Genomic DNA, 23119 nt, shown 5'->3' with positions numbered 1-23119 from the left:
TGCCATGGCCAGCGACGTGGACACGGCACCACTCGTCGGCCGGGCCGACCTCGTGACGACGGTACGGTCCGTGCTGCTCGACGACGTCACGCAGGGGCACACCGCCGCCGTGTTCCTCACCGGCGAGAGCGGCGTCGGCAAGACCCGCCTGCTGCGCGAGGTGGGCGACCGGCTGCGCGACGCCGGGGCCCTCGTGCTCACCGGCTCCTGTCTGGACATCGGCGACGCGTCGCCCCTGCACCCGCTGCTGCAGGCGTTGCGCCGCCTCGACGTCGAGCTGACCGGCGCCCACGCCAAGACCTCCTCGGCGGTCCGTGGGCTCCTGCGGACGTTCGCCGAGGAGACCGCCGGCCCGGACGGCGCCGGGGCGCTGCTGGAGCGGGTCTCGCAGGGGCTGCACCTGATCGCCGAGGGCCGCCCGCTGGTGCTGGTCCTGGACGACCTCCAGTGGGTCGACCGCAGCACCCGGCAGCTGCTGCTCTACCTGCTGGCCGGGCTGGGCGACCTCCAGCTGTCCGTGCTCGCTGCGGTGCGGGCCGAGTCGTTGCAGGGCGCGCACCCGCTGCGCCGGGTGCTCACCGAGCTGCGCCGGCTGCGTACGGTGCGGGTGCTCGACCTGGCCCCGCTGGACCGGGCCGGCACCGACCAGCTCGCCGCCGCCGTGGTCGGCCGGCCGCTCGCCGGTGAGGCGGCGGAGCTGGTGTGGCAGCGCAGCGGCGGCAACCCGTTCGTGGTGGAGGAGCTGGCCCGCGACCTGCGCGACGGCAGGCACGGGCTCTCCGACACGCTGCGCGAGATCTTCCTGGCCCGGGTGGACGCGCTGCCGGAGCACGCGCACGCCGTGGTGCACGCGGTGGCGACCGGCGTCGAGCCGGTGCAGCACTGGCTGCTCGCCCGGGTGGTGCGGCTGCCCGAGGACGAGGTGATCGAGGCGGTCCGCGCGGCCGTCGCGCACCGGCTGCTGGTGAGCGCGGACGACGGCTACCGGCTGCGGCACCGGCTGGTCGCCGAGGTGCTGGAGCACGAACTGCTGCCGGCCGAGCGCGCCGCCCTGCACCGCCGCTACGCCGAGGCGCTCACCGCGGCCCCGGCCGAGCTGCACCAGGCGCGCCTGGCGCACCACTGGCGGCTGGCCGGCGAGCCGGCGCGGGCGCTGCCGGCGGCGATGGCCGCCGCCCGCGAGGCCGAGCGGCTGCACGGCTGGGCCGAGGCGCACCGGCACTGGTCGGTCGCGTTGCAGCTGGCCGCCGCGCCGGGCGTCGCGGCGCCGGACGTGGACCGGGTCACCCTGCTGCGGCACGCCGCCGAGGCCGCCCACCACTGCGGCGAGCACGCCCGGGCGCTGACGCTGCTGGAGGAGCTGGCCGCCGCCGACGCCGACCCGTCGGCGTGCGCGCTGCACATCCGCCGGGCCCGCTACCTGGCCGCCGCCGGTCGGTCGGCCCTGGCGGAGGCCGAGTACCAGCGGGCCCTGGAGGCCGCCGACTGCACCCCTCGGGAACGGGCCACCGCCGCGGCGCACCTGGCCGAGCTGCTGCTGCACCTCGGCCGCTACGCCGACGCGGGCCGGCGGGCCCGGGAGGCGCTGGAGCTCTCCGCCGAGGTGCCGGGCTCCGCGTCGGAGGTGGTGCTGGCCAGCGCCGCGCTCGGCTTCTCGGAGGCCTACCTCGAGGACCCGGACGCCGGGCTGGCGGTGATGCGCCGCGCGTTGGAGACCGCCGAGCGCGCCGGCCGCCCGGAGGACGTGGCGTGCGCGTACCTGCACCTGGCGGAGCTGCTGACCGGCCCGCTGAACGTGCTGGAGGAGGGCGTCGTCGTCGCCCGCCGCGGCGCCGAGCGGGTGGCCGAGCTCGGCCTGGGCCGCACGTACGAGACCCGGCTGCTGGCCATCGCCACCAACGGGCTGTTCCGGGTCGGCCAGTGGGCCGAGGCGGAGAAGGTCGTCGCGGCGGCGTTGCGGCACCGCCCCTCCGGCGCCGACGCGGTGGAACTGCTGCTGGCGCGCTGCCGGCTGTCGGTGGGCTACGGCGACATCCAGGCCGCCGACCGCGACCTGGACGCGGTCGCCACGGTGCTCGCCGGCGGCGGGGCGCGGCACGTGATCCCGCTGCTCACCCTGCGGGCGGGGCTGGCCATGTGGCAGGGCCGGCACGACCTGGCCCGGCAGGCGGTGCAGCGCGGCCTGACCGAGAGCCGCTCCGACGACGTGGGCATCCTCGCGGCGCTGGTCTGGCACGGGCTGCGGGCCGAGGCCGAGGCGCACGTCAGCCGCGCCGTGCCCGTCGACCCGACGGCGCTACGGCGGCTGCGGGAGGTGGCCGACCGGGTCGCCCGCAAGAGCGAGCACGCCGCCCGGCCGGTGCGCGACGTGGTGGACGGCTTCCTGGCGCTGTGCGCCGCCGAGGTGAGCCGCCTGGACAGCAGCGACCCGGAGCTGTGGGCCCGCTCGGTGGCGCAGTGGGACCGCCGGCACCACCCCTACCCGGCGGCGTACTCGCGGCTGCGGCAGGCCGAGGCGCTGCTGGCCCGGCGCAAGCGCAGCGCCACGGCGGCCAAGCTGCTGCGGCAGGCGTACGAGGTGGCGCAGGGGCTCGGCGCGGTGCCGCTGACCTCGGAGATCCGTACGCTCGCCGGCCGGGCGCGGGTGCCGCTGGAGGACCGCCCGGCCGCGGGCGGCCCGGCCGTCGGCGCGGACGGCGACGAGCTGGCGGCGCTGACCGCCCGGGAGCGGGAGGTCCTCGCCGCCGTCGCCGAGGGGCTGACCAACCGGGAGATCGGCCAGCGGCTGTTCATCAGCGAACGCACCATCGGCGTGCACGTCTCGCACATCTTCGACAAGCTGCACGTCCGCACCCGGGTGCAGGCCAGCGCGATCTTCCTACGCAACCGGCGCGGCTGACGCGCGGCGGGGATACGTCGTTCTACTGATCCGGCCGGCTGCCGCCGGCTGGCAGGCTGTGCTGCGTCGCCGACGGCACGGGGCTGTCGGGGACCACTGTGGAGGAGAGATGACGGAACCGGTGTGGGGGCCCGTGCATCGGGACATCGTCGACCTGCTCGCCGATCATCCCGCCGACGTGCCGGCGGTCGTCGACCATCTCACCAAGCTCCAGGACCTGCTGGTCCGGCTGCCTCCGCTGGAGGCGAGCTGCCCGCTGGCCGACTTCAACCGGCTGTACCTGACGATCACCGAGAGCGTGCTGAACGGCCTCTACGACGACCGCTTCGCCGACCCGGTGTTCCTGTCCCGGCTGGACGTGGAGTTCGCCGCCCGCTACTTCGACGCCATGCGGCTGTGGACCGACGCGAGCCCGGGCACGCCGAAGGCGTGGGCCTGCCTGTTCCAGCGGATGCGCGGCCCGGACGCACGCCCGCTGCCGTCGGCGGCCGCCGGGGTGAACGCGCACATCAACTTCGATCTGCCGTTCGCGCTGGTGACCACGTTCGACAGCCTGGAGTCGGAGCCGGTGGACGGCACCGACCAGCACCGCGACTACCTGAAGATCAACGACATCTTCGCGGACAAGATCCCCGGTCTGCGGCGCGGCTACCTGGAGCGGTGGCAGCTGCTCATCGACATGCTCAACGGCGACATCGACGACTGGTACCAGGGGGAACTGGTCGAGTACACCCGCGACGTCGCCTGGCGCAACGCGCAGAAGATCTGGCGGTGCCGGCACGATCCGGCCGCCCACGAGTGCGAGCGCGCGCGGTTGGACGAGACCGCCGCGGCGCTCGGCCGGCTGCTGCTCTCGCCCCTCGGGGCGTTCCTGCAGTAGCCGGGACGGGGGGTCCCCGCGCTTCGCATCCGGCAATCGGCGGAGCGCGGGGACGCGTCCCCCCGCCTGACCAGGGCTCGCCCGTCGGGGGGGCGCCGGGCCCGTGGTCAGGCGGTCCGACCGGCCGGGGGTACGCCGGGTCGGGGCGCGGGGGGTTCGCGGGTCGGCCGGCCCGGGGGGTGTCGGCCGGCCCGCACGGGGTACGCCCGCGCCATGAGTGATCCGGCCCGGCGACCCGCCGCCCGACCCCGCCCCCGGCCCGCCGCCCCGTCCCGCCCCGCCCGCCCGGGCGAGGCCCGCCCTGCCGGCCGGGGCGGTCCGCGATGACCGGCGGGGGATCCGGCGCGGGCGGGACGGTCCCGAGATGACCGACAGGGGATCCTGCGCGGGCGGGACGGCCTGAGATGACCGGCGGGGCACCTGGCGCCGGTGGGGGCGATCCCGCGATGACCGGCGGCGCCCGCCGGTTCGGGTTCCGCTTCGATCCGGTGTTCCGGCCGGCGCTCGCCCTGGTCGGCGTGCGGCCGGCGACGGCCTGGGTCGACGTCGACGCGGCCGAGCTGGTGATCCGGTTCGGCCCGTGGCGGCTGCGCACCGCCCGGCGCAACGTCGTCGGCGTCGCGCCCACCGGGCCGTACCGCTGGTGGCGGGGGATCGGCACGCGCCTGTCGCTGGCCGACGCCGGCGTCACCTTCGCCAGCAGCACCGCCGCCGGGCTCTGCCTCCGCTTCGCCGAGCCGGTGCCGGCCCTGCTGCCCGGCGGGTGGCTGCGGCACCCCGGGGCGACGGTGACCGTCGCCGACCCCGACGCCCTGGCCCGTGCGTTGGCCGCGCCCGACGGCGACTGAGTCCTCCCGGCTTCACCGTTCCGGCGGGCGGGCGGCCGGCGACCGCCTACGGTCGGGTCAGGACCGCCGAGGGTGGGGACGGGGCATGCGTGACGAGCACGGGCCGAGGTCGCGGCGCACGCGTGGTCGCCGCCCGCCGCCCGCCGGTCCGCCCCGGGACCTGCGCGCGGCCCGGGACCCGACCCGTCCCGACGGCCGGGCCCGGCGCCCGGTCGCCGTCCCGGAGGCGCAGGCCAGCCCCACCCGGCCCGCCGCGCCGCTGAGCCCACTGCGCCGCTGGCTGTTCGCCCACCGGGTGCAGCCGGTCGGTCCCGAGGCGGCGGAGGGGCAGGCCCGCTCGCACCCGTGGTGGCAGGTCATGTGCCTGACCGGGGTGGACTACTTCTCCACCCTGTCGTACCTGCCCGGGATCGCGGCGGTGGCCGCCGGGGCGCTCTCCCCGCTGGCCACCCTGCTCATCGTCGCGCTGACGCTGTTCGGCATGCTGCCCATGTACCGCAGGGTGGCCCGGGAGAGCCCGCACGGGCAGGGCTCGGTGGCGATGCTGGAGCGGCTGCTGCCGTTCTGGCGCGGCAAGATCTTCGTGCTGGTCCTGCTCGGGTTCGTGGCGACCTCCTGGATCATCACGATCACCCTCTCCTCGGCCGACGCCACCGTGCACCTGCTGGAGAACCCGTACGTGCCCGAGGGCGTCGGCGGCACGGGCGTCGCCGTCGGGGTCACCGTCGTGCTGCTGCTCGTCCTCGGCGGGGTCTTCCTGCTCGGCTTCCGGGAGGCGGTCGCGGTGGCCGTCCCGCTGGTCGTGGTCTTCCTGGTCCTGAACGCGCTGATCGTGGCCGACGGGCTGGCCGGGATCGCGGCGAACCCGGGGACGTTGTCGGACTGGACCGCCGCGCTGACCGCCGGTGCCGGCCCCGGCGAGGTGGCGCTGACCGCTGTGCTGGCCTTCCCGCTGCTGGTGCTCGGGCTCTCCGGCTTCGAGACGGGGGTGAGCATGATGCCGCTGGTCGCCGGTGCGGGGGCCGACCGCGAGGCACGGCTGGCGGCGCGGATCCGCAACGCCCGCCGGCTGCTCACCGCCGCCGCGCTGATCATGTCGGTGTACCTGGTCTCGACCACCCTCGTCACCACGGTGCTCATCCCCGCCCGGGAGTTCGAGCCGGGCGGGGCCGCGAACGGCCGGGCGCTGGCGTACCTCGCCCACGAGCGCCTCGGGGAGGGCTTCGGCACCGTCTACGACGCCAGCAGCGCGCTGATCCTCTGGTTCGCCGGCGCCTCCGCGATGGCCGGTCTGATCAACATCGTGCCCCGCTACCTGCCCACCTACGGCATGGCGCCGGAGTGGGCCCGGGCCGTGCGGCCGGTCGTGATCGTCTACACGCTGGTCAGCGTCGCGATCACGGTGGTGTTCCGGGCCGACGTCAACGACCAGGCGGGGGCGTACGCCACCGGCATCCTCGCCATGATGGTCTCCGCCGCGGTGGCGGTCACGATCTCGGCGGCCCGCCGCCGGGAGCGCGTCGTGGCCGGCGGCTTCGCCGTGCTCACCGTGGTCCTGCTGTACGCCCTCGTCGAGAACGTCGTCGCGAAGCCCGACGGCATCGCCATCTCCGCGCTGTTCATCCTCGCCATCGTGGTCGTCTCGCTGGTCTCGCGGGTGACCCGCACCACCGAGCTGCGTACGGAGCGGATCGAGTTCGACGAGCCGGCCCGCCGGTTCATCGCCGAGTCGCTGGCGCACGACGGCCGGCTGCACCTCATCGCCCACAAGCGGGCCGGTGGCGCGGTCAAGGAGTACACGGTCAAGGAGCGGGCGCAGCGGGGGATGAACCCGGTGCCCGGCGAGGGCGACATCCTCTTCCTGGAGATCGACGTGGTCGACCCGTCGGAGTTCAGCCAGGTGCTGCGGGTGCGCGGCGTCCAGGTGGGCGGCTTCCGGGTGCTGCGGGCCGCCAGCCCGGCGGTTCCCAACGCCATCGCGGCGATCCTGCTGGCGCTGCGCGACGCCACCGGCGTACGCCCGCACGCCCACTTCGAGTGGTCGGAGGGCAACCCGCTGGCGCACCTGTTGCGCTACCTCATCCTCGGCCGTGGCGACACCCCGCCCGTCGTACGGGAGATCATCCGCAAGTCCGAGCCGGACCCGACCCGTCGACCCGGCATCCACGTCGGCGGCTGACCGGCGCCCGCCGCGGCGCCGGGAGGCCCGCGCCCATTCGTACCCGTGAAGGCGAATGGTACGTTTATTCATGTTCGAGGGACTTGCCCGTTTCTCGTCCGTATCGTGGCCTTCGGCGGTTGTCGCGACGTCAGCCGTCCCGCGTCCGGTTCGACGCGGCCGTGACACGCACGCGCGAGAGGCAGGAAAGCGTGATGACGACAAATCAAGGGGGCCGACGGGCAGCACCACCCAGACGACGGTCGCGGTGGTTCCTAGCCGGCGGCCTCGTGGCGGGCGGCCTGGTGGCGGGGGCGGCCGGGCTGACGGGCGTCTCCGCCGTGGCCGCCGACCGGGACCTGTCCGCCGCCTCGGACGTGCCCGCGCTGGCGCTGCGGGCCGACGACCGCTCCGACGAGGGCCACCGCGGCGACGCCGTCGAGGACCGCGACCACGCCCGCGAGGAGCGGCGCGGCGGCAAGCCGGACGGCCGGCCCGCACGCCCGGGGCAGGGGCAGCGCCCGGAGGTCCCGGTGCCGTGCGACTCGGCGAAGCTGATCTCGGCGCTGGTCCGGGCCAACGCCGAGGGCGGCGCCGACCTGCGGTTGGCGTCGAAGTGCACGTACGAGCTGACCCACGCGTTCCAGCAGCCCGACGAGTACGACGGCGGGATCCGCGACGCCCGGGAGGCCGCCGACAGCGCGGAGAACCCCGGCGACGCCGAGGCGCCCCCGCGCAACCCGCAGCACGACCGGGCCGGACTGCCCGTCATCTACCACCCGATCTCCATCCGGGGCGAGGGCGCGACCATCGTGCGTGACGTGCACGCCGAGGCGTTCCGGTTCTTCACCGTCCGCGACGGCGGGGAGCTGACGCTGTCGGACGTGGTGCTGCGCAACGGCCTCTCCGCCGCCGAGGGCGGCAGCATCCACGTCGTGCACGGCGCCTCCGCCGTGGTCGAGCGCACCACGATCGTCGACAGCACCTCCCTCTCGGCGGAGGGGGGCGGCGGCGGGATCTTCAACGACGGGCACCTGGCGGTCGCCGGCAGCACGTTCGTCGACAACCACGCCGCCGGCACCGCGGGCAAGGGCGGGGGCCTGCTCAACGGTGGCGTGCTGAGCCTGGAGACCTCGCAGTTCCGGGGCAACAGCGCCGTGGCGTACGGCGGCGGCCTCGCCAACTACCGGGGCGCGGCCGAGGTGCACTCGAGCACCTTCGCGCACAACAACGCGGCGCAGGGCGGCGGCGTCGCCAGCTTCTCGGCGCGTACCCGGGTCGCCGACACGAAGGTGGTGGGCAACACCGCCCAGACCGGCGGCGGCATCGCCAACTCGGACGCGTTGATCTTCCTGCGCGGCCTGGAGGTACGCGACAACACCGCCACGGGCAACGGCGGCGGCATCTCCACCTTCCAGGGCCTGGTCCCGCTCGACGACAGCGTCGTCTCGGGGAACACGGCGCGGGGCTCCGGTGGCGGGATCCACGCCCAGAAGTCGAACCTCCTGGTGCGCCGCAGCGAGGTCGAGCGCAACCACGCCGTCGGCGCGAAGTCCACGGGCGGGGGCATCTTCGCGACGCTGGGCCAGGTCTCCCTCTACTCCAGCCGGGTGGCCGGCAACGTCGCCACCGTGAAGCCGGGCGGCCTCTTCGCCGACAAGGCCCGCGTCAGGGTCGACGACGAGACCGACATCATCGACAACGAGCCCACCAACTGCGAGGGCAGCAGGGTGCCGGTCGCCAACTGCTTCCGCTGACCCGTCGGCGGGCCGTCCCGGCAGGGGCGGCCCGCCGCCCGGGGCGCATCCGGCCCCGCCGGTCGATCATCGCGATCGCGGCGGCCGGGTGCGCCCTCTCGCGTCGTGGGGGCGCCGGCCGGCGGGGCGCGTGGGCGGCTCAGCCGAGGGCGCGCAGCCGGGCGGCGAGGTCGCCGGCGAAGAAGTCGAGGAAGCCGTCCGGGTCGGGGCCGGCGTTCTGGAGCACGACGTGGTCGTAGCCCGCCTCGACGTAGGCACGCACGTGCGCCACGTGCGCCTCCGCGTCCGGCCCGACGGAGAACAGCTCCCGCACGTGCCGCTCCTCGACGTACGCGCTGGCGGCGTCGAAGTTGACCGGGTTCGGCAGCTCGCTCATCACCTTCCATCCGGTCACCATCCACCGGCTGGTCTCCAGCACCGCCTGCACGGCCTGCTGGTCGTCGGTCGCCCAGGCCATCGGCACCTCGGCGTAGCGGGGGCCGTCGCCACCGGCCTGCCGGTAGTGCTCGACGATGGACGCCTCCGGCTCGGTGACGAACAGGCCGTCGCCGAGTTCGGCGGCCATCGTCGCCGAGGAGCGGCCGCTGGCGGCCACCGCGATCACGGGCGGGGTCTCCGGCAGGTCGAAGACCCGGGCGTCCTCCAGTTGCAGGTGCTTGCCCTCGTACGACCGGTAGCCGCCCTGCCAGAGCAGCCGGATGATCTCCAGCGCCTCGCGGAGCCGCTCGTGCCGGCCCCGTACGCTGGGGAAACCCTGCCCCACCACGTGCTCGTTGAGGCGTTCCCCGGCCCCGACGCCGAGGGTGAACCGGCCCTCGGAGACCAGCGCCATGGTCGCCGCCGCCTGCGCGATGATCGCCGGGTGGTAGCGGACGGTCGGGCAGGTGACCCCGGTGGCCAGGCCGATCCGCTCGGTCTTCGCCGCGACCGCCCCGAGCACGCTCCAGGTGAACGACGAGTGCCCCTGGGTGTCGAGCCACGGATGGAAGTGGTCGCTCATCTCGACGAAGTCGAAGCCCACCTGCTCGGCCCGGACGGCCTGCCGGATGATCTCCTGCGGCCCGTACCCCTCGGCGGCGAGCTTGTAGCCGATCCTCATCCCGGTGCTCCCGTCCCGTGCGGCAGTGGTGGCGCAACGCCGGTTCCCGTGGCCGGGGCCGGCAAACGTCGCGGCGCCGCGCCGGCGGCCGCACGTGGCGGCGCCTCCACACCTCGCCGCCACCGTCGACAGGCACCGCACACCGCCACCGTCGATCGGCACCGCCACTCCACGCGGCGCGCCGAGGACGACAACCCCAGCCTCCTAGGACGCTCTACGTGGTGTGTGGGCCGCCACGGCGACGCCAACGCGTGCTGCCCGGCAGGTGCCAGGAGCGCGGCCGGGCGGGCGGAGGGATCGAGGTACGGCGCGACGCGGCGGAGAGCGCGACGACAGCGGCGGGCACGACGGCCCGGAAAGGAGGGGGGAGTGCCCGGACTGCTCCGGACATGGCGCGGCCCGCGCCCCGAGCGGGCGCGGGCCGGAGGGCGTGGGTCCTACTTGGACGGCTGGGGCAGCTCGCAGTCGACCTTGGGGTTGGCGCCGATGTAGTTGAGCGGCCCGGCCACGATCGTCACCAGGATCGTGCCGGCCTCGGCACAGTTCGTGTCGTCGTTGTTGTAGTAGCCGCGTTGCCCGGCGGCGACCGCGCCGATGATCAGCCAGATCACGACCAGGACTCCGAATATCGACGTGCCGCGCATCGCTGCCTCCGCAAGGGTGTGGTGGATCGAGGTGCTGGGCGTTGTACCCAATCGCGATGAACGGCTAACGGCCCGCCGGTGGCCCTGCCGGGGACCACGCGTGCGGCCGACGCGGGCACACCTTCCGCCCGCGCCCCGGGCCGGAAGGACGACATCGCGGCGCCCGGGAGACGGACGCCGCGATGTCGGCTCGATCGTGCGGGGGTACGCGCCCCCGCCCCGGCGCCGACGGCGAGTACGGCGGCCGGGGTCACGCCGGTCAGGCGTCGGTGCCGCCCACCGGGGTCGGCAGGGCGGTGGCCGCCTCCTGCGGGGCGCCGGCGAGCACCTTCGCCTGCTGCGGCCAGGTCGCCAGGCTCGGCGCGGCCCGCAGCCCGGCCGCCCGGATCGTCTCCCGCAGGGCGGCCTCGTCCAGCTCCGCGAGCTGCCGGTACGTGCGGATGCCGGCCGCCTGCAACGCCGCGGCCATCTTCGGGCCCACGCCCTGGATCCGACGGAAGTCGTCGGCGGCGTCGGAGTCGGCGGCGGGCGGGGCGGTCACCTCGCCGCGCGGCGAGGGCACGACGACCGCCTCGACCGGCGTCGACTCCGCCTCGACGGGTGCGTCGACCGCCGTGGCCGGAACGTCCACCTCGGCGGCGGCCGTGGCCGGCTCGACAGCGGTGGCGGTGGCCGGCTCGACGGCGACGGCCGTGGCCGGCTCGGCCGGCGCGGTGCGGGCCGGCTCCGGCTCGGCCGGTGCGTCTGCCGGCTGCGACTCGGCGGGGGAGGCGGCCGCGACGACGGGCGCGGTCTCCGGCTCGGCCGGGGAGAGGGTGGCGGCGGCGGGCGCGGGGTCGGGCTCGACCGCGACGACAGGGGTCGGCTCCGGCTCGGCGGCGGGGGTGGGCGCGGTCTCCGGCCCGGTCACGTCCGCCGGCGTCGGGATGACGGCGGCCGGGGTGGGCTCCTGCGTCGCGGCGGGGACGTCCCGCGGCTCGGCGGCCGGGGTGGCCTCCCGTGCCGGCCGGTGGTCGACGGGACCGGTCACCTCGGCCGCCACCGGCAGCACGATCTCGTGGTCCGGCCGGGCGTCGGCGGCGGTGGCCGGCGGCGCGGGGTCGGTGTCGGGCGCCGGCACCGGGTCACCGGTCAGGGCCATGTCGGCCGGGTCGACGTCGTCGGCCCGCGACGCGTCGGCCGTGACCACGGTGGCCGACGGGGCGGTCGCCGGGTCGGCGTCGGTCGGGGCGTCGGCCCCGGGCGCGGCGGGGACGCGGTCGGCGACGGCGTCCGGCCTGGGATCCACGGTCACCTCCGGCCGCGCCTCGTCGAGGGTCGCGACGGGCGGCGGGTCGACCACCACGGCGGTCATGCCGGCGACCGGGTCACCATCCACCATGGGCGAGCCGTGCGTGGCGGTCGCGGCGTCCTGCCGGCCGCGCCAGAACCAACCGCCCGCCGCACCCACCACCAGGGCCACGATCAGTATCAGCCAGTGCCCGAAAGACCACGTCACGGCAAACCTCCCTATCGTTCACGTCCGGAAACCCGCGAGAAAAACTCGCCGCAGCTTCGCACACGCGCGTAGGCGCCGACGGGCAGGACCGGATGTCCGCCGTCGCGCGGGACGGATCGCACCGGCGGTGTCCGGCGGGCGACGCAGGGTCGCCGTCGGGGCGTACGTGTCAGGTCGTCGTCCGCGGGACCGGGTACGCGGGGGACCCCGGCACCCGTGGCGGCGCCGGGGTCCCCGTCGGACAGTCAGTCCTCCTCGCCCCGGTAGCTGTAGAAGTCGTCGACGAACCGGCGCGCCAGCCGGGGCACCCGACTGGTGACGCCGAAGTAGCCCCGCGCGCCGAGCAGCGCGAGCCGCCCGACGACGGGCTTGTACATCCGGTCGTCGCCGTTGGTGCCGCTGCGGTTGAGCGAGTCGGCGACGCGGGCGAACCCGTACGGCACCATCGCGGCCTCGTAGTCGGCCACCGCCTGGAGCAGCGTCTTGTCGCCCGTCGCGGCCTGCCGCAGCTGCCGGCAGAGCAGGGCGGCGTCGCGCAGGGCCGTGTTGGCGCCCACCCCGCGTCCCGGCGTCATCGTGTGGATGGCGTCGCCGAGCAGGGTGACGGTGCTGCTCTTCCACGGCGGCACCGGTTCGCTGGTGGACACCTTGATGGGCAGGGCGCTGTCCGGCTCGCCGCGGGCGAGCAGTTCGCGCAGGTGGGGGTGCCAGTTGCGGGTGAGCCGCAGGGCGAGCAGGATCAGCTCCTCGCCGCGCCGCTGCATCACGTCGGCGGGGAAGCGGCGGGCCGTGCTCCACACGACCAGGTTGATGTTGTCGCGGGTGTTGTCGTGGCGCAGCCCCGGCCAGCCGCGCAGCAGTTCGGCGTCGGCGGGGTCCACGCCGGGCTTGAGTGCCCCGTCGCGGTCCCACTTGAACTCCATCACGTGCAGCACGCCCATGATCCCGCCGGTGCCGAAGATCAGCGAGATGCCCTGCTCGATGCGCTCCGGCAGCAGCCCCCGGGTGTGCGGGGTCAGGGGTATCCGGGTGGCGATGTTGATGGTGCCGGCGTCGCGGGTGACCGCGTGCGGCAGGTACTGGCGGCGTACCGCCGAGTGCGTGCCGTCCGCGGCGACGAGCAGGTCGCCGGTGGCGGTGCTGCCGTCGGCGAAGTGCGCGGTCACGGTGCCGTCGTCGCGTTGGTCGTACCGCGTGAAGGTCCTGTCGAAGTGGACGACGTCCTCCATGCCGGTGAGCAGGACCTGGCGCAGGGTCATCCGGGCCACGGACCGTTCGGTGTTCACCGGGTCGGTGTCCGGCCGGAGCGTGAACGAGGCGGTGCGGCGCATCCCCTGGGTGATGACGTTGAAGTAGCGGGGGGAGCGGGCGCAGGTGGCGAGGTACACGTCGAAGAGGGCGGGCGGCAGGCACTCGCGCAGCGCGCGGCTCCCCGTCGGTCCGATGCCGACCCGGTAGCCGAGCAGCCCCTCGCCGCGCGTGCGGTAGCGCTCGTACACGGCGACGCTGATCCCCGCCCGGCGCAGGCCGTGCGCCAGGCACAGCCCGCCGGTGCCGGCCCCGATGATCAGTACGTGGGGTGGTCTGGACGACATGGCGACCGCCCCGTTCAGCCGGCCGGATGCGACGACGAGGTCGCGTCGGCGGCGTCCCATCGGTAGAAGCAGCCCGCGATCGCGTCGCGCGGCGAGCGCCAGGTCGGCAGGTACGGCGTGGTGTGCGCGGAGAGCCGCTCGTTGACCTGCCGGTAGAGCGGGTGGTTACGGGCGTCGGCCAGGGCGTCCGGTGCCACGTCGGCGGTCTCCATCAGGTGTACGCACAGGTCGTGCAGGCAGTACAGGGACCGGTGGCGGACCCCGGTCAGGGCGGGCAGCTCGGTCGCGTCGGACTCGGCGAAGATCTGCGCCACCCGACCCTCCGCGCCCGGGATGATCCTGCTGACGATCAGAAGACGGCTCATGGGACCCCTCTCGCCGGTGGTGCTCCGCGACCATGGCGGAGCCCACGGACTGTTGTGCGCCCACCGTGCCCGGGCGGCTGTCACCTGCCCGTCACACCGACCGTCGCGCCGGTGACGCCGCGTCAGTGGGCGCGGGGCGCGAGCCGGGTGGACGGCCCCGGGGTGGCCCGGGCGGGGCCTCGCGGGTGGCCTCCCGGATGGGCGCGAGGGTGTCGTCGAGCAGGGCGGTCATCGCCGCCGAGGGCTCCAGCCGCAGTTCCCGCAGCAGCAGGTCGCGATAGACGTAGAAGGCGTGCACGGCCTCGAAGGCGTTGCCCTCGGCGAGGTGGATGCGTACCACCAGCCGGTGCGGCGTCTCGCGCAGCGGCTCGGCGGCCATCGCCTCCAGCGCGGCTTCCAGGGCGGCGCCGTGGCGGCCCGCCGACAGGTGCTGGCCGGCCAGGTCCTCCAGCATGTGCAGGCGCAGTTGGCGCAGCCGCTCCCGGTCGGCCAGCACCCAGTCGTCGTACCAGCCGGGGAGCAGGTCGTGCCGGCCTGCGGCGAGGGCCGCGGCGGCGCACGGGTCGTCGCCGTCGCGTACCCGTGCCGCCGTGCCGACGAGCGCGTCGACGTCGACGCGGACGACCGGGGCGAGGCAGACCGTGTCGCCGGAGGTCATGATCGGGCAGCAGGGGTCCTGCCGCAGCCGCCACAGGGCGGTACGCAGGGACGACAGCGCCCGCTCCTCCGGCGCGTCCGGCCAGAGCAGGCCGGCCAGGTGACTGCGGGTGGCGCCGGGGCGCAGCCCGATCAGCGCGATGACCCGTTGCAGGCCGCGCGGCACCACGACCGGCGCGTCGGCGTGCAGCAGCCGGAACCCGCCGAGCAGGTGCAGCGAGATCTCGGCGTCGGACCGGCACCCGGTGGTCGGCGTCGACGGATCAGCGGCCACGGCGGCACCCCCTGCGGAACGCTCGTCCCGACTCGTCTGCTGTCCCCGGCGCGGCTGCCCATGACCCCACTGTCGGATCGCTCCGCCGCGGCACGGCGTCGTGCGCCGCGGCCGCCGGGCTGACCGTGACGAAGATTATCAATAGTGGTCACTCTGGGTCAACATTCGATGCGGGATCGCGCTTGCCTGTCGGCGTCCACGAGAACCGTTCCGAACTGCACAGAGTCCACTGTGTGCAGCTCGTGCCGCACAGCTCATGCACAGCTTGCGTCAACGCAGCGTCACGAAGGCTGCGTCGCCGTTCGGCGGTCGCCGGTGACGCCGCCGTGACGCCCGTGGCCGCATCGTGGCGCCAGTCGTCCGGCTCGGCCGGTGCCGTCGTCACCGACGCCGGATGCCGTGGAGGGAGGCCGGTCCATGGACCGTTCGCTGATCGTCGCGAAGGTGGTGCCGAGCGCCGAGGCGCGCGTCGCCGAGATCTTCGCGGAGTCCGACGCGACCGAGCTGCCGCGCCTGGTCGGCGTCACGCACCGGTCGCTCTACCGGCTGGGTGACCTGTACGTGCACCTGCTGGAGACGGAGGCGCCGGGCGGGGCGGCCGTCGAGGCGGCCCGGGGCCACCCCGAGTTCGCCCGGGTAAGCGCCCGGCTGCGGCCGTACGTGTCGCCGTACCTGTCGACGTGGCGGGAGCCGCGCGACGCGATGGCCCGCTGCTTCTACCGCTTCGACGCCGCGCCCGCCGGGCGGCCGTCGTGACCGCCACCGCGCCCCGCGACGGGCAGCTCTGGTCCCGGTGCGGCGGCTGCGCCACCCTGCTGTACCGCAAGCGGCTGCGGCGCAACCTCGACGTCTGCCCCGAGTGCGGCGCGCACGCCCGCGTCGACGCACCCGAGCGGCTGGTGCAGCTCGTCGACCCGGGGTCGTTCACCGCCCTGCCGGAACGGCCGGCCGAGGTCGACCCGATCGGCTTCGTCGACCTGCTGCCGTACCCGCACCGGCTCACCGCCGCCCGCGCCGGCACCGGACTGGCCGAGGCGGTGGTCTGCGGCACCGCCACCGTCGGGCGGCATCCGTGCGTGCTGGCGGTGATGGACTTCCGCTTCCTGGGCGGCAGCCTGGGCTGCGTGGTGGGGGAGCTGATCACCCTGGCCGCCGAGCGGGCCCTCGCCGACGGGGTGCCGCTGGTCCTCGTCACCGCCTCCGGCGGGGCGCGGATGCAGGAGGGCGTCCTGTCGCTGATGCAGATGGCCACGGTCAGCCAGGCGGTCGCCGCGCTGCGGGAGGCCGGCCTGCTCACCGTCAGCGTGCTGACCGACCCGACGTACGGGGGCGTGGCCGCCTCGTTCGCCACCAACACCGACGTGGTGCTCGCCGAGAGCGGCGCGCGGATGGGCTTCGCGGGTCCCCGGGTGATCCGGCAGGTCACCGGCCGGGACCTGCCGGAGGGCTTCCAGACCGCCGACTTCCTGCTCCGGCACGGCCAGGTCGACATGGTGGTGCCCCGGCACGCGCTGCGGGGCCGGCTGGTGGCGCTGCTCGCCGCCGCCCGCGCGGGCCGCCGCCCCGCGTCCCGTACCGGCGTACCCCGGCAGGAGCCGTCACCGCTGGTGGCGCGGTCGGCCGGCGGGACCGCCGCGACGACGGCGCCGGGCCCGGCCGGCGACGCCTGGGAGACGGTACGGCTGGCCCGGCACCCCGGCCGGCCGACCACTCTGGACTACCTGGAGACGGCGTTCGACGGTTTCGTCGAGCTGCACGGCGACCGGCTCGGCGCGGACTGCCCGGCCGTGGTGGGCGGCCTGGCGCGCCTCGACGGCCGGCCGGTCATGGTCGTCGGGCACCAGAAGGGGCACACCACCGCCGAGCTGGTGGGGCGCAACTTCGGCATGGCCAGCCCGGCGGGGCACCGCAAGGCGCTGCGGCTGATGCGCCTCGCCGCCCGTCTCGGCCTGCCGGTGGTCACCCTGGTCGACACCCCGGGGGCCGATCCCGGCGTACGGGCCGAGGAACAGGGGCAGGCGGCGGCCATCGCCGAGAACATCCTCGCCCTGACCGTGCTGCCCACCCCCGTCGTCGCCGTGATCACCGGCGAGGGCGGCAGCGGTGGGGCGCTGGCCCTCGCGGTGGCCGACCGGGTGCTCATGCTCCAGCACGCCGTCTACTCGGTGATCAGCCCGGAGGGCTGCGCGGCCATCCTCTGGCCCGACCGGGGCGCCGCGCCGCAGGCGGCCCGCGCGTTGCGGCTGACCGCACCCGACCTGTGCCGGCTGGGGATCGTCGACGACCTGGTACCCGAGCCGGCCCCGGCGGCGCACCACGACCCGGGGGCGGCCGCCCGGGCGCTGCGCGAGGCGGTGCTGGCACAGCTGCTGCCGCTGCTCGACGTGCCGCCCGCCACGCTGGTCCGCCGCCGGCGGCAGCGCTTCCGGCGCTTCGGCGCGGCCCGCCTCGGCGCCCGGGCGGGTGCCCGGTGAACGCCGGCGCGAGCCCCGTCGGCTCCCCGCCGTCGCCTCCCGCCCCGGAGCAGGCGGCCGGCGCGGAGGCCGGGCGCGGCACGGACGCCGTGCTGGCCGGGCTGCGGCGGCACGCCCGACACCTCGTCGCCGAGCTTCCCGGCCCGCTGCGGCGGGTGCGGCTGCGCGGCGGGGACACGGTGCTGGAGGTGGAGTGGCACGGCACGCCCGCCGAGCCCGTCCCCGCCGCCGACGCGGTGCGCCCGGCGCCCGCGCCGGCCGTCGCGCCGCCGCCGGACCGGTACGCCGTGCGCTCGCCCATCGTCGGCACGTTCCACCGCGCCCCGGAGCCGGGCGCCGCGCCCTTCGTCGCCGTCGGCGACCTGGTCCGTCCCGGGCAGGTGGTCGGCATCGTCGAGGCGATGAAGCTGATGAACGAGGTGAGCGCCGAGCGGGGCGGCCGGGTCGTCGAGGTCCTCGCCACCGACGGCCAGCCGGTCGAGTACGACCAGCCGCTGGTCGCGCTGGATCCGGACTGAGGGGCGGGCCGCGATGTTCGAGAAGGTCCTGATCGCCAACCGGGGGGAGATCGCCCTGCGGGTGCTGCGCGCGTGCCGCGAGCTGGGGGTGCGTACGGCGGTGGTCTACTCCACCGCGGACGCCGACTCCGTCGCCGTGCGCCTGGCCGACGAGGCCGTACGGATCGGGCCGCCGGCCAGCCGGCGCAGCTACCTCAACGCCGCCGCGATCGTGGAGGCGGCCCGGCAGGTGGGCGCGCAGGCGGTGCACCCCGGCTACGGGTTCCTCTCGGAGGACGCCGACTTCGCCGAGATCTGCGCCGACAACGGCCTGACGTTCATCGGCCCGCCGCCGGAGGTGATGGCCGTGCTGGCCGACAAGTCCTCCGCGCGGGCGCTGATGCGCCGGGCCGGGCTGCCCCTGCCGCCGGGCAGCGTCGCGCCGGTGCCCAGCGCCGCCGCGGCGGCGGAGGTGGCCGCCGAGGTGGGCTACCCGGTGATCGTCAAGGCGGCGGCGGGCGGCGGGGGACGGGGCATGACGGTGGTCGCCACCCCGGCGGAGCTGCCCCGGGCGTACGCGCGCACCCGCGCCGCCGCCCAGGCCGCCTTCGGCGACGACCGGGTGTACGTGGAGCGGTACCTGACCGACGCCCGGCACGTCGAGGTGCAGTTGCTGTGCGACTCCCACGGCAACGGGGTGCACCTGGGCACCCGGGACTGTTCGGTGCAGCGCCGCCACCAGAAGCTGGTGGAGGAGGCCCCCGCGCCGGCGCTGTCGGCCGGCACCGGGGAGGCCATCGCGGAGTGCGCCCTGCGCGGCGCCCTGCACGCGGGGTTCACCGGCGCGGGCACCGTGGAGTTCCTCGTGGACGGCGAGGAGCGGTTCCACTTCCTGGAGATCAACTGCCGGATCCAGGTGGAGCATCCCGTCACCGAGATGATCACCGGGATCGACCTGGTGCACGAGCAGCTGCACATCGCCGCCGGGGTGCCGCTGCGCTGGCGGCAGGAGGACGTCCGGCCGCACGGGGTGGCCATCGAGTGCCGGGTCAACGTGGAGGACCCGGACCGCGGCTTCGCCCCGACGCCCGGGCGACTGGACCGTTTCACCCCGCCCGGCGGCCCCTTCACCCGGGTCGACACGCACGGGCACGCCGGCTACCTGTTCGGCCCGCACTACGACTCCCTGCTGGCCAAGGTGGCGGTCTGGGCCCCGGACCGGGAGCTCGCGCTCAACCGGCTGGAACGCGCCCTCGACGAGTTCGACGTCGCCGGCCCCGGGGTCCGTACCACCATCCCGTTCGTCCGGCGGGTGCTCGACGACGCCGGGTTCCGCAAGGGCCGCTACTCCACCGGCCTGGTCGAGCAGTTGCTCGCCGGCCCGCCCGACGCACACCACAGGAGGCACCGATGACCGTCACCCATGGCCGTCCGCTGACCGCCGAGATCACCGACATCCTGGTGGCGAACTGCGGGCTGGACGCCGACGCCGCCGCCCGCGCCCCGGCCGCCTCCCTGGAGGAACTCGGCATGGACTCCCTGGCGCTGCTGGAACTCTCCGCCGTGGTCGCCGACCGGTGGCAGGTGCAGATCCCCGAGCAGGCCGGGCAGCTCAGCATCGCGGGCGTGGCCGAGCTGGTTGCCCGCCGCGCGGACACACCCGGGCACACCGAGAACAGCGTCCTCATCGCCGCGCCGCTGCCGCTGGTGTGGGACGTCACCAACGACGTCGCGAACTGGCCGGAGCTGTTCACCGAGTACGCCCGCGCGGAGATCCTGCACCGTGACGGCGACACCGTGCGGTTCCGGCTCACCATGCACCCCGACGAGAACGGCACGGTGTGGAGCTGGGTCAGCGAACGCACCGCCGACCCGGCCACCCGCCAGGTCCACGCCCGGCGGGTGGAGACCGGGCCGTTCGAGTACATGCGTATCCACTGGCGGTACACGCGGGAGCCCGGCGGCACCCGGATGACCTGGGTGCAGGACTTCGCGATGAAGCCGACCGCGCCGGTCGACGACGCGGGCATGACCGACCGGATCAACGCCAACAGCGCGGTGCAGCTCGCCGTCATCAAGGAGAAGATCGAGCGGCTGGCCAGCGCCGGCGTGGCGACGGGAGCCGGCGATGAGTGAGCGCGACCTGCGGCTCGTGGCCGCCGCCGACGTCGTCCCCGACAGCCGCCGCGGCGGCGAACTGCGGGTGCTGCTCGGCCCGAAGACCGTCGGCAGCACCTCGGGTTTCATGGGCGTGGCGGCGCTGCGCCCGGGGGAGCGGATCGCCGAGCACTACCACCCCTACAGCGAGGAGTTCCTCTACGTGGCACGCGGGGCGATCACCGTCGACCTGGACGACGAGCCGGTGCCGCTGCCCGCCGGGCAGGCGCTGTTCGTGCCTCGCAACGTGCGCCACCGGCTGCGCAACACCGGCGAGGAGCCGGCCGAGGTCGTCTTCCACCTCGGCCCGCTGGCGCCCCGGCCCGAGCTCGGGCACGTCGACACCGAGCTGGTCGAACAGCGAGGCGGATCGTGAGCGGGCGCCGCACGGTGGTGACGGGCGTCGGGGTGGTCGCCCCCGGCGGCGCCAGCCGGGACCGGTTCTGGAAGACGATCACCGAGGGGCGTACGGCGACGCGGCGGATCACCTTCTTCGATCCGTCGCCGTTCCGGTCCCAGATCGCCGCCGAGTGCGACTTCGACCCGGTGGCCGCCGGCCTGAGCGCGACCGAGCTGCGGCGCGCGGACCGGTACGTGCAGTTCGCCCTCGCCTGCGCCGCCGAGGCCGTCGCCGACGCCGGACTGGACCTCACCGACGCCGAGCGGGACCGCGCCGGCGTGGTGCTCGGCACCGCCGTCGGCGGCACCACGGCCCTGGAGCAGGAGTACGTGACGGTCAGCGACACCGGCCGGCGCTGGCTGGTCGACGCGGCGCGCGGTGGCCCGTACCTCTATCAGGCGCTCGTGCCCAGCAGCCTCGCCGCCGACGTGGCGTGCCGGCACCGGCTGCACGGCCCCGCGCAGGTGGTCTCCACCGGCTGCACCTCCGGCATCGACGCGATCGGGTACGCCCACCAGCTCATCGCCGACGGCGAGGCCGACATCGTGCTGGCCGGCGCCGCCGACTCGCCGATCTCCCCGGTCACCGTCGCCTCCTTCGACGCGATCAAGGCGACCAGTCCCGACAACGACGACCCGGCGCACGCCTCGCGCCCGTTCGACGCCGACCGGCACGGTTTCGTCCTCGCCGAGGGCGCGGCGGTGCTGGTGCTGGAGGAGGCCGGGCACGCCCGCCGTCGGGGGGCGCACGTCTACTGCGAGGTGGCCGGCTACGCCAGCCGCAGCAACGGCTACCACATGACGGGGCTGCGGCCCGACGGGCTGGAGATGGGCCTGGCGATCTCGGCGGCGCTGAGGCAGGGCCGCGTCGCCCCCGAGCAGGTCTCCTACATCAGCGCCCACGGCTCGGGCACGCGGCAGAACGACCGGCACGAGACGGCCGCCTTCAAGCGGGCGCTGGGTCAGGCCGCGTACGGGGTGCCGATCAGCTCGATCAAGTCGATGGTCGGGCACTCCCTCGGCGCGATCGGCTCGATCGAGATGGCGGCGTGCGCGCTGGCCGTCGAGTTCGGCGTGGTGCCGCCGACGGCCAACTGGAGCACCCGCGACCCGGAGTGCGACCTGGACTACGTGCCGAACGAGGCGCGGGAGCTGCCGGTGGACGTGGCGCTCTCGGTGGGCAGCGGCTTCGGCGGTTTCCAGTCGGCGATGGTGTTCCGCCGGGAGCCTGCCGGGGCGGTGTCGTGACGGCGCGGGCCGTGGTGACCGGCATCGGCGTCGTGGCGCCCAGCGGGGTCGGCGTGGACGCGCACTGGCGTACGGTGCTCGCCGGCACCCGCCGCACCGGGCCGATCACCCTGTTCGACCCCGGCGGCTACCCGACCCGCCACGGCGGGGAGGTGCCCGGCTTCGACGCCGCCGCGTACGCCGACAACCGGCGGCTGGTGCAGACCGACCGGTGGACGCACCTCGGCTTCGCCGCGACCCGGCTGGCGCTGGCCGACGCCGGCCTGCCCGAGCGGGCGCCCGACCCGTACGGCTACGCCGTCACGCTGGCCAGTTCCTCCGGCGGGAACCTGTTCGGGCAGCGGGAGCTGCAACGGCTCTGGGGTGGGCCGTCGCGCACGGTCGGGGCGTACCAGTCGATCGCCTGGTTCTACGCGGCCAGCGTCGGGCAGCTCTCCATCCACCACCAGTTCAAGGGGCCGTGCGGGGTGCTGGTCGCCGAGGCCGCCGGCGGGCTGGACAGCCTGGCGCACGCCGCCCGGGCGGTGCGCCGGGGCACGCCGGTGGTGATCGCCGGGGCGACCGAGTGTCCGCTGAGCCCGTACGCCCTGGCCTGCCAGCTGCGCTCGGGGCTGCTCAGCGACGTGTCCGACCCGGAGCGGGCGTACCGGCCGTTCGACGCCACCGCCAGCGGTTACCTGCCGGCCGAGGGTGGCGCGGTGTTCGTGGTGGAGGAGCTGGGCCACGCGCTGTCGCGGGGCGCCCGCGTCTACGGCGAGGTGACCGGCTGGGGGTCGACCCACGACGCCGTGCACACCACGGCGGACACGGCCGGCGACCCGGTCCAGTACGCCCGCGCGATGCGGCTGGCCCTGGACCGGGCCGGCGTCGGGCCGGAGGCGGTGGACGTGGTGCTGCCCGACGCGCTCGGCGTGCCCCGCTACGACCGCAGCGAGGCCACGGCGCTGCGCGCCGTCTTCGGCGACCGCCCGCCCCCGGTGACCACCCAGAAGCCGCTGACGGGCCGCGCCCATCAGGGCGGCTCGGCGCTGGACGTGGCCACCGCGCTGCTCGCGTTCGGCCACGACACGCTGCCGGCCTCCGCCGGACCGGACGAGGTGGCCGAGGGCTGCGAGCTGGACTTCCTGCGGGAGCACCGGCGGCCGCGCAGCCGGCTGGCGCTGGTCTGCGCGCGCGGCTTCGACGGGTTCAACAGCGCGCTGGTCCTGCGCGGGGCCGCGCCGCAGAGGGGAGCGACACCGTGAGCGAACAGGTCACCGGTACGACGCCGGTCGGGGCGCAGCGGCGTGCCGACGCGGGCGGGCAGCGGGCGCGGGTGGTGTTCCTGGTGCGGGTGCCGACCGAGCGCACGGAGGCGTTCCTGGCCGCGTACGAGCAGGTCCGGCACCTCGTGGCCGGCGGCGTGCCCGGGCACCTCGTCGACCAGGTCTGCCGGTCGTCGGCCGACCCGGAGCAGTGGCTGATCACCAGCGAGTGGGCGAGCCTGGCCGACTTCGAGGCATGGGAACGCAGCCCGGAGCACCGGGACCTGGTCCGGCCGATGCGGGAGTGCTTCACCGACGCGCGGTCGCTGCGCTTCGTCATCCACGCCCAGACCCCGGCCGTGGCGCGGGCCTGATCCGCGCACCGCGTGGGGGCGGGCCCCGCAGCCAGCCGCAGCCCGCCCGGGG

The 23119-nt window shown here is 75.6% G+C and carries 20 protein-coding genes; 14 read left to right on the top strand and 6 right to left on the bottom strand.

Going from position 1 to position 23119, the window contains the following annotated elements; genetic code table 11:
* Window positions 1–4 precede the first annotated feature (4 nt).
* From ACTMS2_RS19395 to ACTMS2_RS19375, 5 genes are all read left to right on the top strand, one after another.
* Window positions 5–2899 carry a helix-turn-helix transcriptional regulator gene (locus ACTMS2_RS19395; protein ID WP_441176647.1) on the top strand — a complete coding sequence of 965 codons (2895 nt, stop codon included), beginning with the start codon at window positions 5–7 and terminating at the stop codon, window positions 2897–2899.
* Window positions 2900–3008: 109 nt separating this feature from the next.
* Window positions 3009–3779 carry a DUF5995 family protein gene (locus ACTMS2_RS19390; RefSeq protein ID WP_441176646.1) on the top strand — a complete coding sequence of 257 codons (771 nt, stop codon included), beginning with the start codon at window positions 3009–3011 and terminating at the stop codon, window positions 3777–3779.
* Window positions 3780–4225: 446 nt separating this feature from the next.
* On the top strand, window positions 4226–4627 hold the full coding sequence (locus ACTMS2_RS19385; protein ID WP_441176645.1) for a hypothetical protein: 402 nt from the start codon (window positions 4226–4228) through the stop codon (window positions 4625–4627).
* A gap of 85 nt (window positions 4628–4712) precedes the next feature.
* On the top strand, window positions 4713–6806 hold the full coding sequence (locus tag ACTMS2_RS19380) for an amino acid transporter (protein WP_441176644.1): 2094 nt from the start codon (window positions 4713–4715) through the stop codon (window positions 6804–6806).
* 194 nt (window positions 6807–7000) lie between these two features.
* Window positions 7001–8542 (top strand): hypothetical protein, encoded by a 1542-nt coding sequence (locus ACTMS2_RS19375; RefSeq protein ID WP_441176643.1) that lies wholly within the window; start codon window positions 7001–7003, stop codon window positions 8540–8542.
* Window positions 8543–8681: 139 nt separating this feature from the next.
* Here ACTMS2_RS19375 and ACTMS2_RS19370 read toward each other — a convergent pair whose 3' ends face one another.
* The 6 genes from ACTMS2_RS19370 to ACTMS2_RS19345 all read right to left on the bottom strand — a co-directional run bounded on the left by ACTMS2_RS19370 (window position 8682) and on the right by ACTMS2_RS19345 (window position 14674).
* Window positions 8682–9641: a TIGR03557 family F420-dependent LLM class oxidoreductase gene (locus tag ACTMS2_RS19370; protein ID WP_441176642.1), complete on the bottom strand. Its 960-nt coding sequence runs from the start codon at window positions 9639–9641 to the stop codon at window positions 8682–8684.
* Between the two features lie 437 nt (window positions 9642–10078).
* The gene (locus tag ACTMS2_RS19365) at window positions 10079–10285 is read right to left on the bottom strand and encodes a hypothetical protein (RefSeq protein WP_101410499.1); all 207 of its coding nucleotides are present in this window, start codon (window positions 10283–10285) and stop codon (window positions 10079–10081) included.
* A 259-nt stretch (window positions 10286–10544) separates the two neighbouring features.
* On the bottom strand, window positions 10545–11783 hold the full coding sequence (locus ACTMS2_RS19360; protein ID WP_441176641.1) for a helix-hairpin-helix domain-containing protein: 1239 nt from the start codon (window positions 11781–11783) through the stop codon (window positions 10545–10547).
* Between the two features lie 245 nt (window positions 11784–12028).
* Window positions 12029–13378, bottom strand: coding sequence for an FAD-dependent oxidoreductase (locus ACTMS2_RS19355; RefSeq protein ID WP_441176640.1), 1350 nt, complete (start codon window positions 13376–13378; stop codon window positions 12029–12031).
* A gap of 14 nt (window positions 13379–13392) precedes the next feature.
* Window positions 13393–13743: a TcmI family type II polyketide cyclase gene (locus ACTMS2_RS19350; RefSeq protein WP_101410495.1), complete on the bottom strand. Its 351-nt coding sequence runs from the start codon at window positions 13741–13743 to the stop codon at window positions 13393–13395.
* Between the two features lie 91 nt (window positions 13744–13834).
* On the bottom strand, window positions 13835–14674 hold the full coding sequence (locus tag ACTMS2_RS19345) for an AfsR/SARP family transcriptional regulator (RefSeq protein ID WP_441176639.1): 840 nt from the start codon (window positions 14672–14674) through the stop codon (window positions 13835–13837).
* A 417-nt stretch (window positions 14675–15091) separates the two neighbouring features.
* Here ACTMS2_RS19345 and ACTMS2_RS19340 point away from each other — a divergent pair, with 417 nt between their 5' ends.
* Genes ACTMS2_RS19340 through ACTMS2_RS19300 form a run of 9 tightly spaced genes read left to right on the top strand, consistent with a single transcriptional unit; the run spans window position 15092 to window position 23067 of the window.
* On the top strand, window positions 15092–15430 hold the full coding sequence (locus tag ACTMS2_RS19340) for a TcmI family type II polyketide cyclase (RefSeq protein WP_088999958.1): 339 nt from the start codon (window positions 15092–15094) through the stop codon (window positions 15428–15430).
* Window positions 15427–17148 (top strand): acetyl-CoA carboxylase carboxyltransferase subunit alpha, encoded by a 1722-nt coding sequence (locus ACTMS2_RS19335; protein WP_441176638.1) that lies wholly within the window; start codon window positions 15427–15429, stop codon window positions 17146–17148. Before ACTMS2_RS19340 ends, ACTMS2_RS19335 begins: the two co-directional genes overlap by 4 nt.
* Window positions 17145–17666: an acetyl-CoA carboxylase biotin carboxyl carrier protein gene (locus ACTMS2_RS19330; protein WP_441176637.1), complete on the top strand. Its 522-nt coding sequence runs from the start codon at window positions 17145–17147 to the stop codon at window positions 17664–17666. The genes ACTMS2_RS19335 and ACTMS2_RS19330 overlap by 4 nt, the downstream gene beginning before the upstream one ends.
* 13 nt (window positions 17667–17679) lie before the next feature.
* A complete protein-coding gene (locus tag ACTMS2_RS19325; protein WP_441176636.1) occupies window positions 17680–19059 on the top strand; it encodes an acetyl-CoA carboxylase biotin carboxylase subunit in 1380 nt (459 codons plus the stop codon).
* A complete protein-coding gene (locus ACTMS2_RS19320) occupies window positions 19056–19781 on the top strand; it encodes an SRPBCC family protein (RefSeq protein ID WP_441176635.1) in 726 nt (241 codons plus the stop codon). The genes ACTMS2_RS19325 and ACTMS2_RS19320 overlap by 4 nt, the downstream gene beginning before the upstream one ends.
* A complete protein-coding gene (locus tag ACTMS2_RS19315; RefSeq protein WP_441176634.1) occupies window positions 19774–20178 on the top strand; it encodes a cupin domain-containing protein in 405 nt (134 codons plus the stop codon). Before ACTMS2_RS19320 ends, ACTMS2_RS19315 begins: the two co-directional genes overlap by 8 nt.
* Complete coding sequence (locus ACTMS2_RS19310) at window positions 20175–21449, top strand: beta-ketoacyl-[acyl-carrier-protein] synthase family protein (RefSeq protein ID WP_441176633.1); 1275 nt, start codon at window positions 20175–20177, stop codon at window positions 21447–21449. The genes ACTMS2_RS19315 and ACTMS2_RS19310 overlap by 4 nt, the downstream gene beginning before the upstream one ends.
* Complete coding sequence (locus ACTMS2_RS19305) at window positions 21446–22693, top strand: beta-ketoacyl synthase N-terminal-like domain-containing protein (RefSeq protein ID WP_441176632.1); 1248 nt, start codon at window positions 21446–21448, stop codon at window positions 22691–22693. The genes ACTMS2_RS19310 and ACTMS2_RS19305 overlap by 4 nt, the downstream gene beginning before the upstream one ends.
* Window positions 22690–23067 (top strand): antibiotic biosynthesis monooxygenase family protein, encoded by a 378-nt coding sequence (locus ACTMS2_RS19300; protein WP_441176631.1) that lies wholly within the window; start codon window positions 22690–22692, stop codon window positions 23065–23067. The genes ACTMS2_RS19305 and ACTMS2_RS19300 overlap by 4 nt, the downstream gene beginning before the upstream one ends.
* The last annotated feature ends 52 nt before the right edge of the window (window positions 23068–23119 follow it).

It is taken from the genome of Micromonospora sp. SD12 (assembly GCF_052068495.1).
GTDB classification, from domain to species: domain Bacteria; phylum Actinomycetota; class Actinomycetes; order Mycobacteriales; family Micromonosporaceae; genus Micromonospora; species Micromonospora echinofusca.
This window is presented reverse-complemented; position numbering and strand designations above follow the sequence as displayed.

Excerpts from the sequence above, each read along its gene's own strand:
- ACTMS2_RS19395 (WP_441176647.1), top strand. The coding sequence starts at position 5 with ATGGCCAGCGACGTGGACACGGCACCACTCGTCGGCCGGGCCGACCTC.
- ACTMS2_RS19390 (WP_441176646.1), top strand. The coding sequence starts at position 3,009 with ATGACGGAACCGGTGTGGGGGCCCGTGCATCGGGACATCGTCGACCTG.
- ACTMS2_RS19385 (WP_441176645.1), top strand. The coding sequence starts at position 4,226 with ATGACCGGCGGCGCCCGCCGGTTCGGGTTCCGCTTCGATCCGGTGTTC.
- ACTMS2_RS19380 (WP_441176644.1), top strand. The coding sequence starts at position 4,713 with ATGCGTGACGAGCACGGGCCGAGGTCGCGGCGCACGCGTGGTCGCCGC.
- ACTMS2_RS19375 (WP_441176643.1), top strand. The coding sequence starts at position 7,001 with ATGACGACAAATCAAGGGGGCCGACGGGCAGCACCACCCAGACGACGG.
- ACTMS2_RS19370 (WP_441176642.1), bottom strand. The coding sequence starts at position 9,641 with ATGAGGATCGGCTACAAGCTCGCCGCCGAGGGGTACGGGCCGCAGGAG.
- ACTMS2_RS19365 (WP_101410499.1), bottom strand. The coding sequence starts at position 10,285 with ATGCGCGGCACGTCGATATTCGGAGTCCTGGTCGTGATCTGGCTGATC.
- ACTMS2_RS19355 (WP_441176640.1), bottom strand. The coding sequence starts at position 13,378 with ATGTCGTCCAGACCACCCCACGTACTGATCATCGGGGCCGGCACCGGC.
- ACTMS2_RS19350 (WP_101410495.1), bottom strand. The coding sequence starts at position 13,743 with ATGAGCCGTCTTCTGATCGTCAGCAGGATCATCCCGGGCGCGGAGGGT.
- ACTMS2_RS19340 (WP_088999958.1), top strand. The coding sequence starts at position 15,092 with ATGGACCGTTCGCTGATCGTCGCGAAGGTGGTGCCGAGCGCCGAGGCG.
- ACTMS2_RS19325 (WP_441176636.1), top strand. The coding sequence starts at position 17,680 with ATGTTCGAGAAGGTCCTGATCGCCAACCGGGGGGAGATCGCCCTGCGG.
- ACTMS2_RS19320 (WP_441176635.1), top strand. The coding sequence starts at position 19,056 with ATGACCGTCACCCATGGCCGTCCGCTGACCGCCGAGATCACCGACATC.
- ACTMS2_RS19315 (WP_441176634.1), top strand. The coding sequence starts at position 19,774 with ATGAGTGAGCGCGACCTGCGGCTCGTGGCCGCCGCCGACGTCGTCCCC.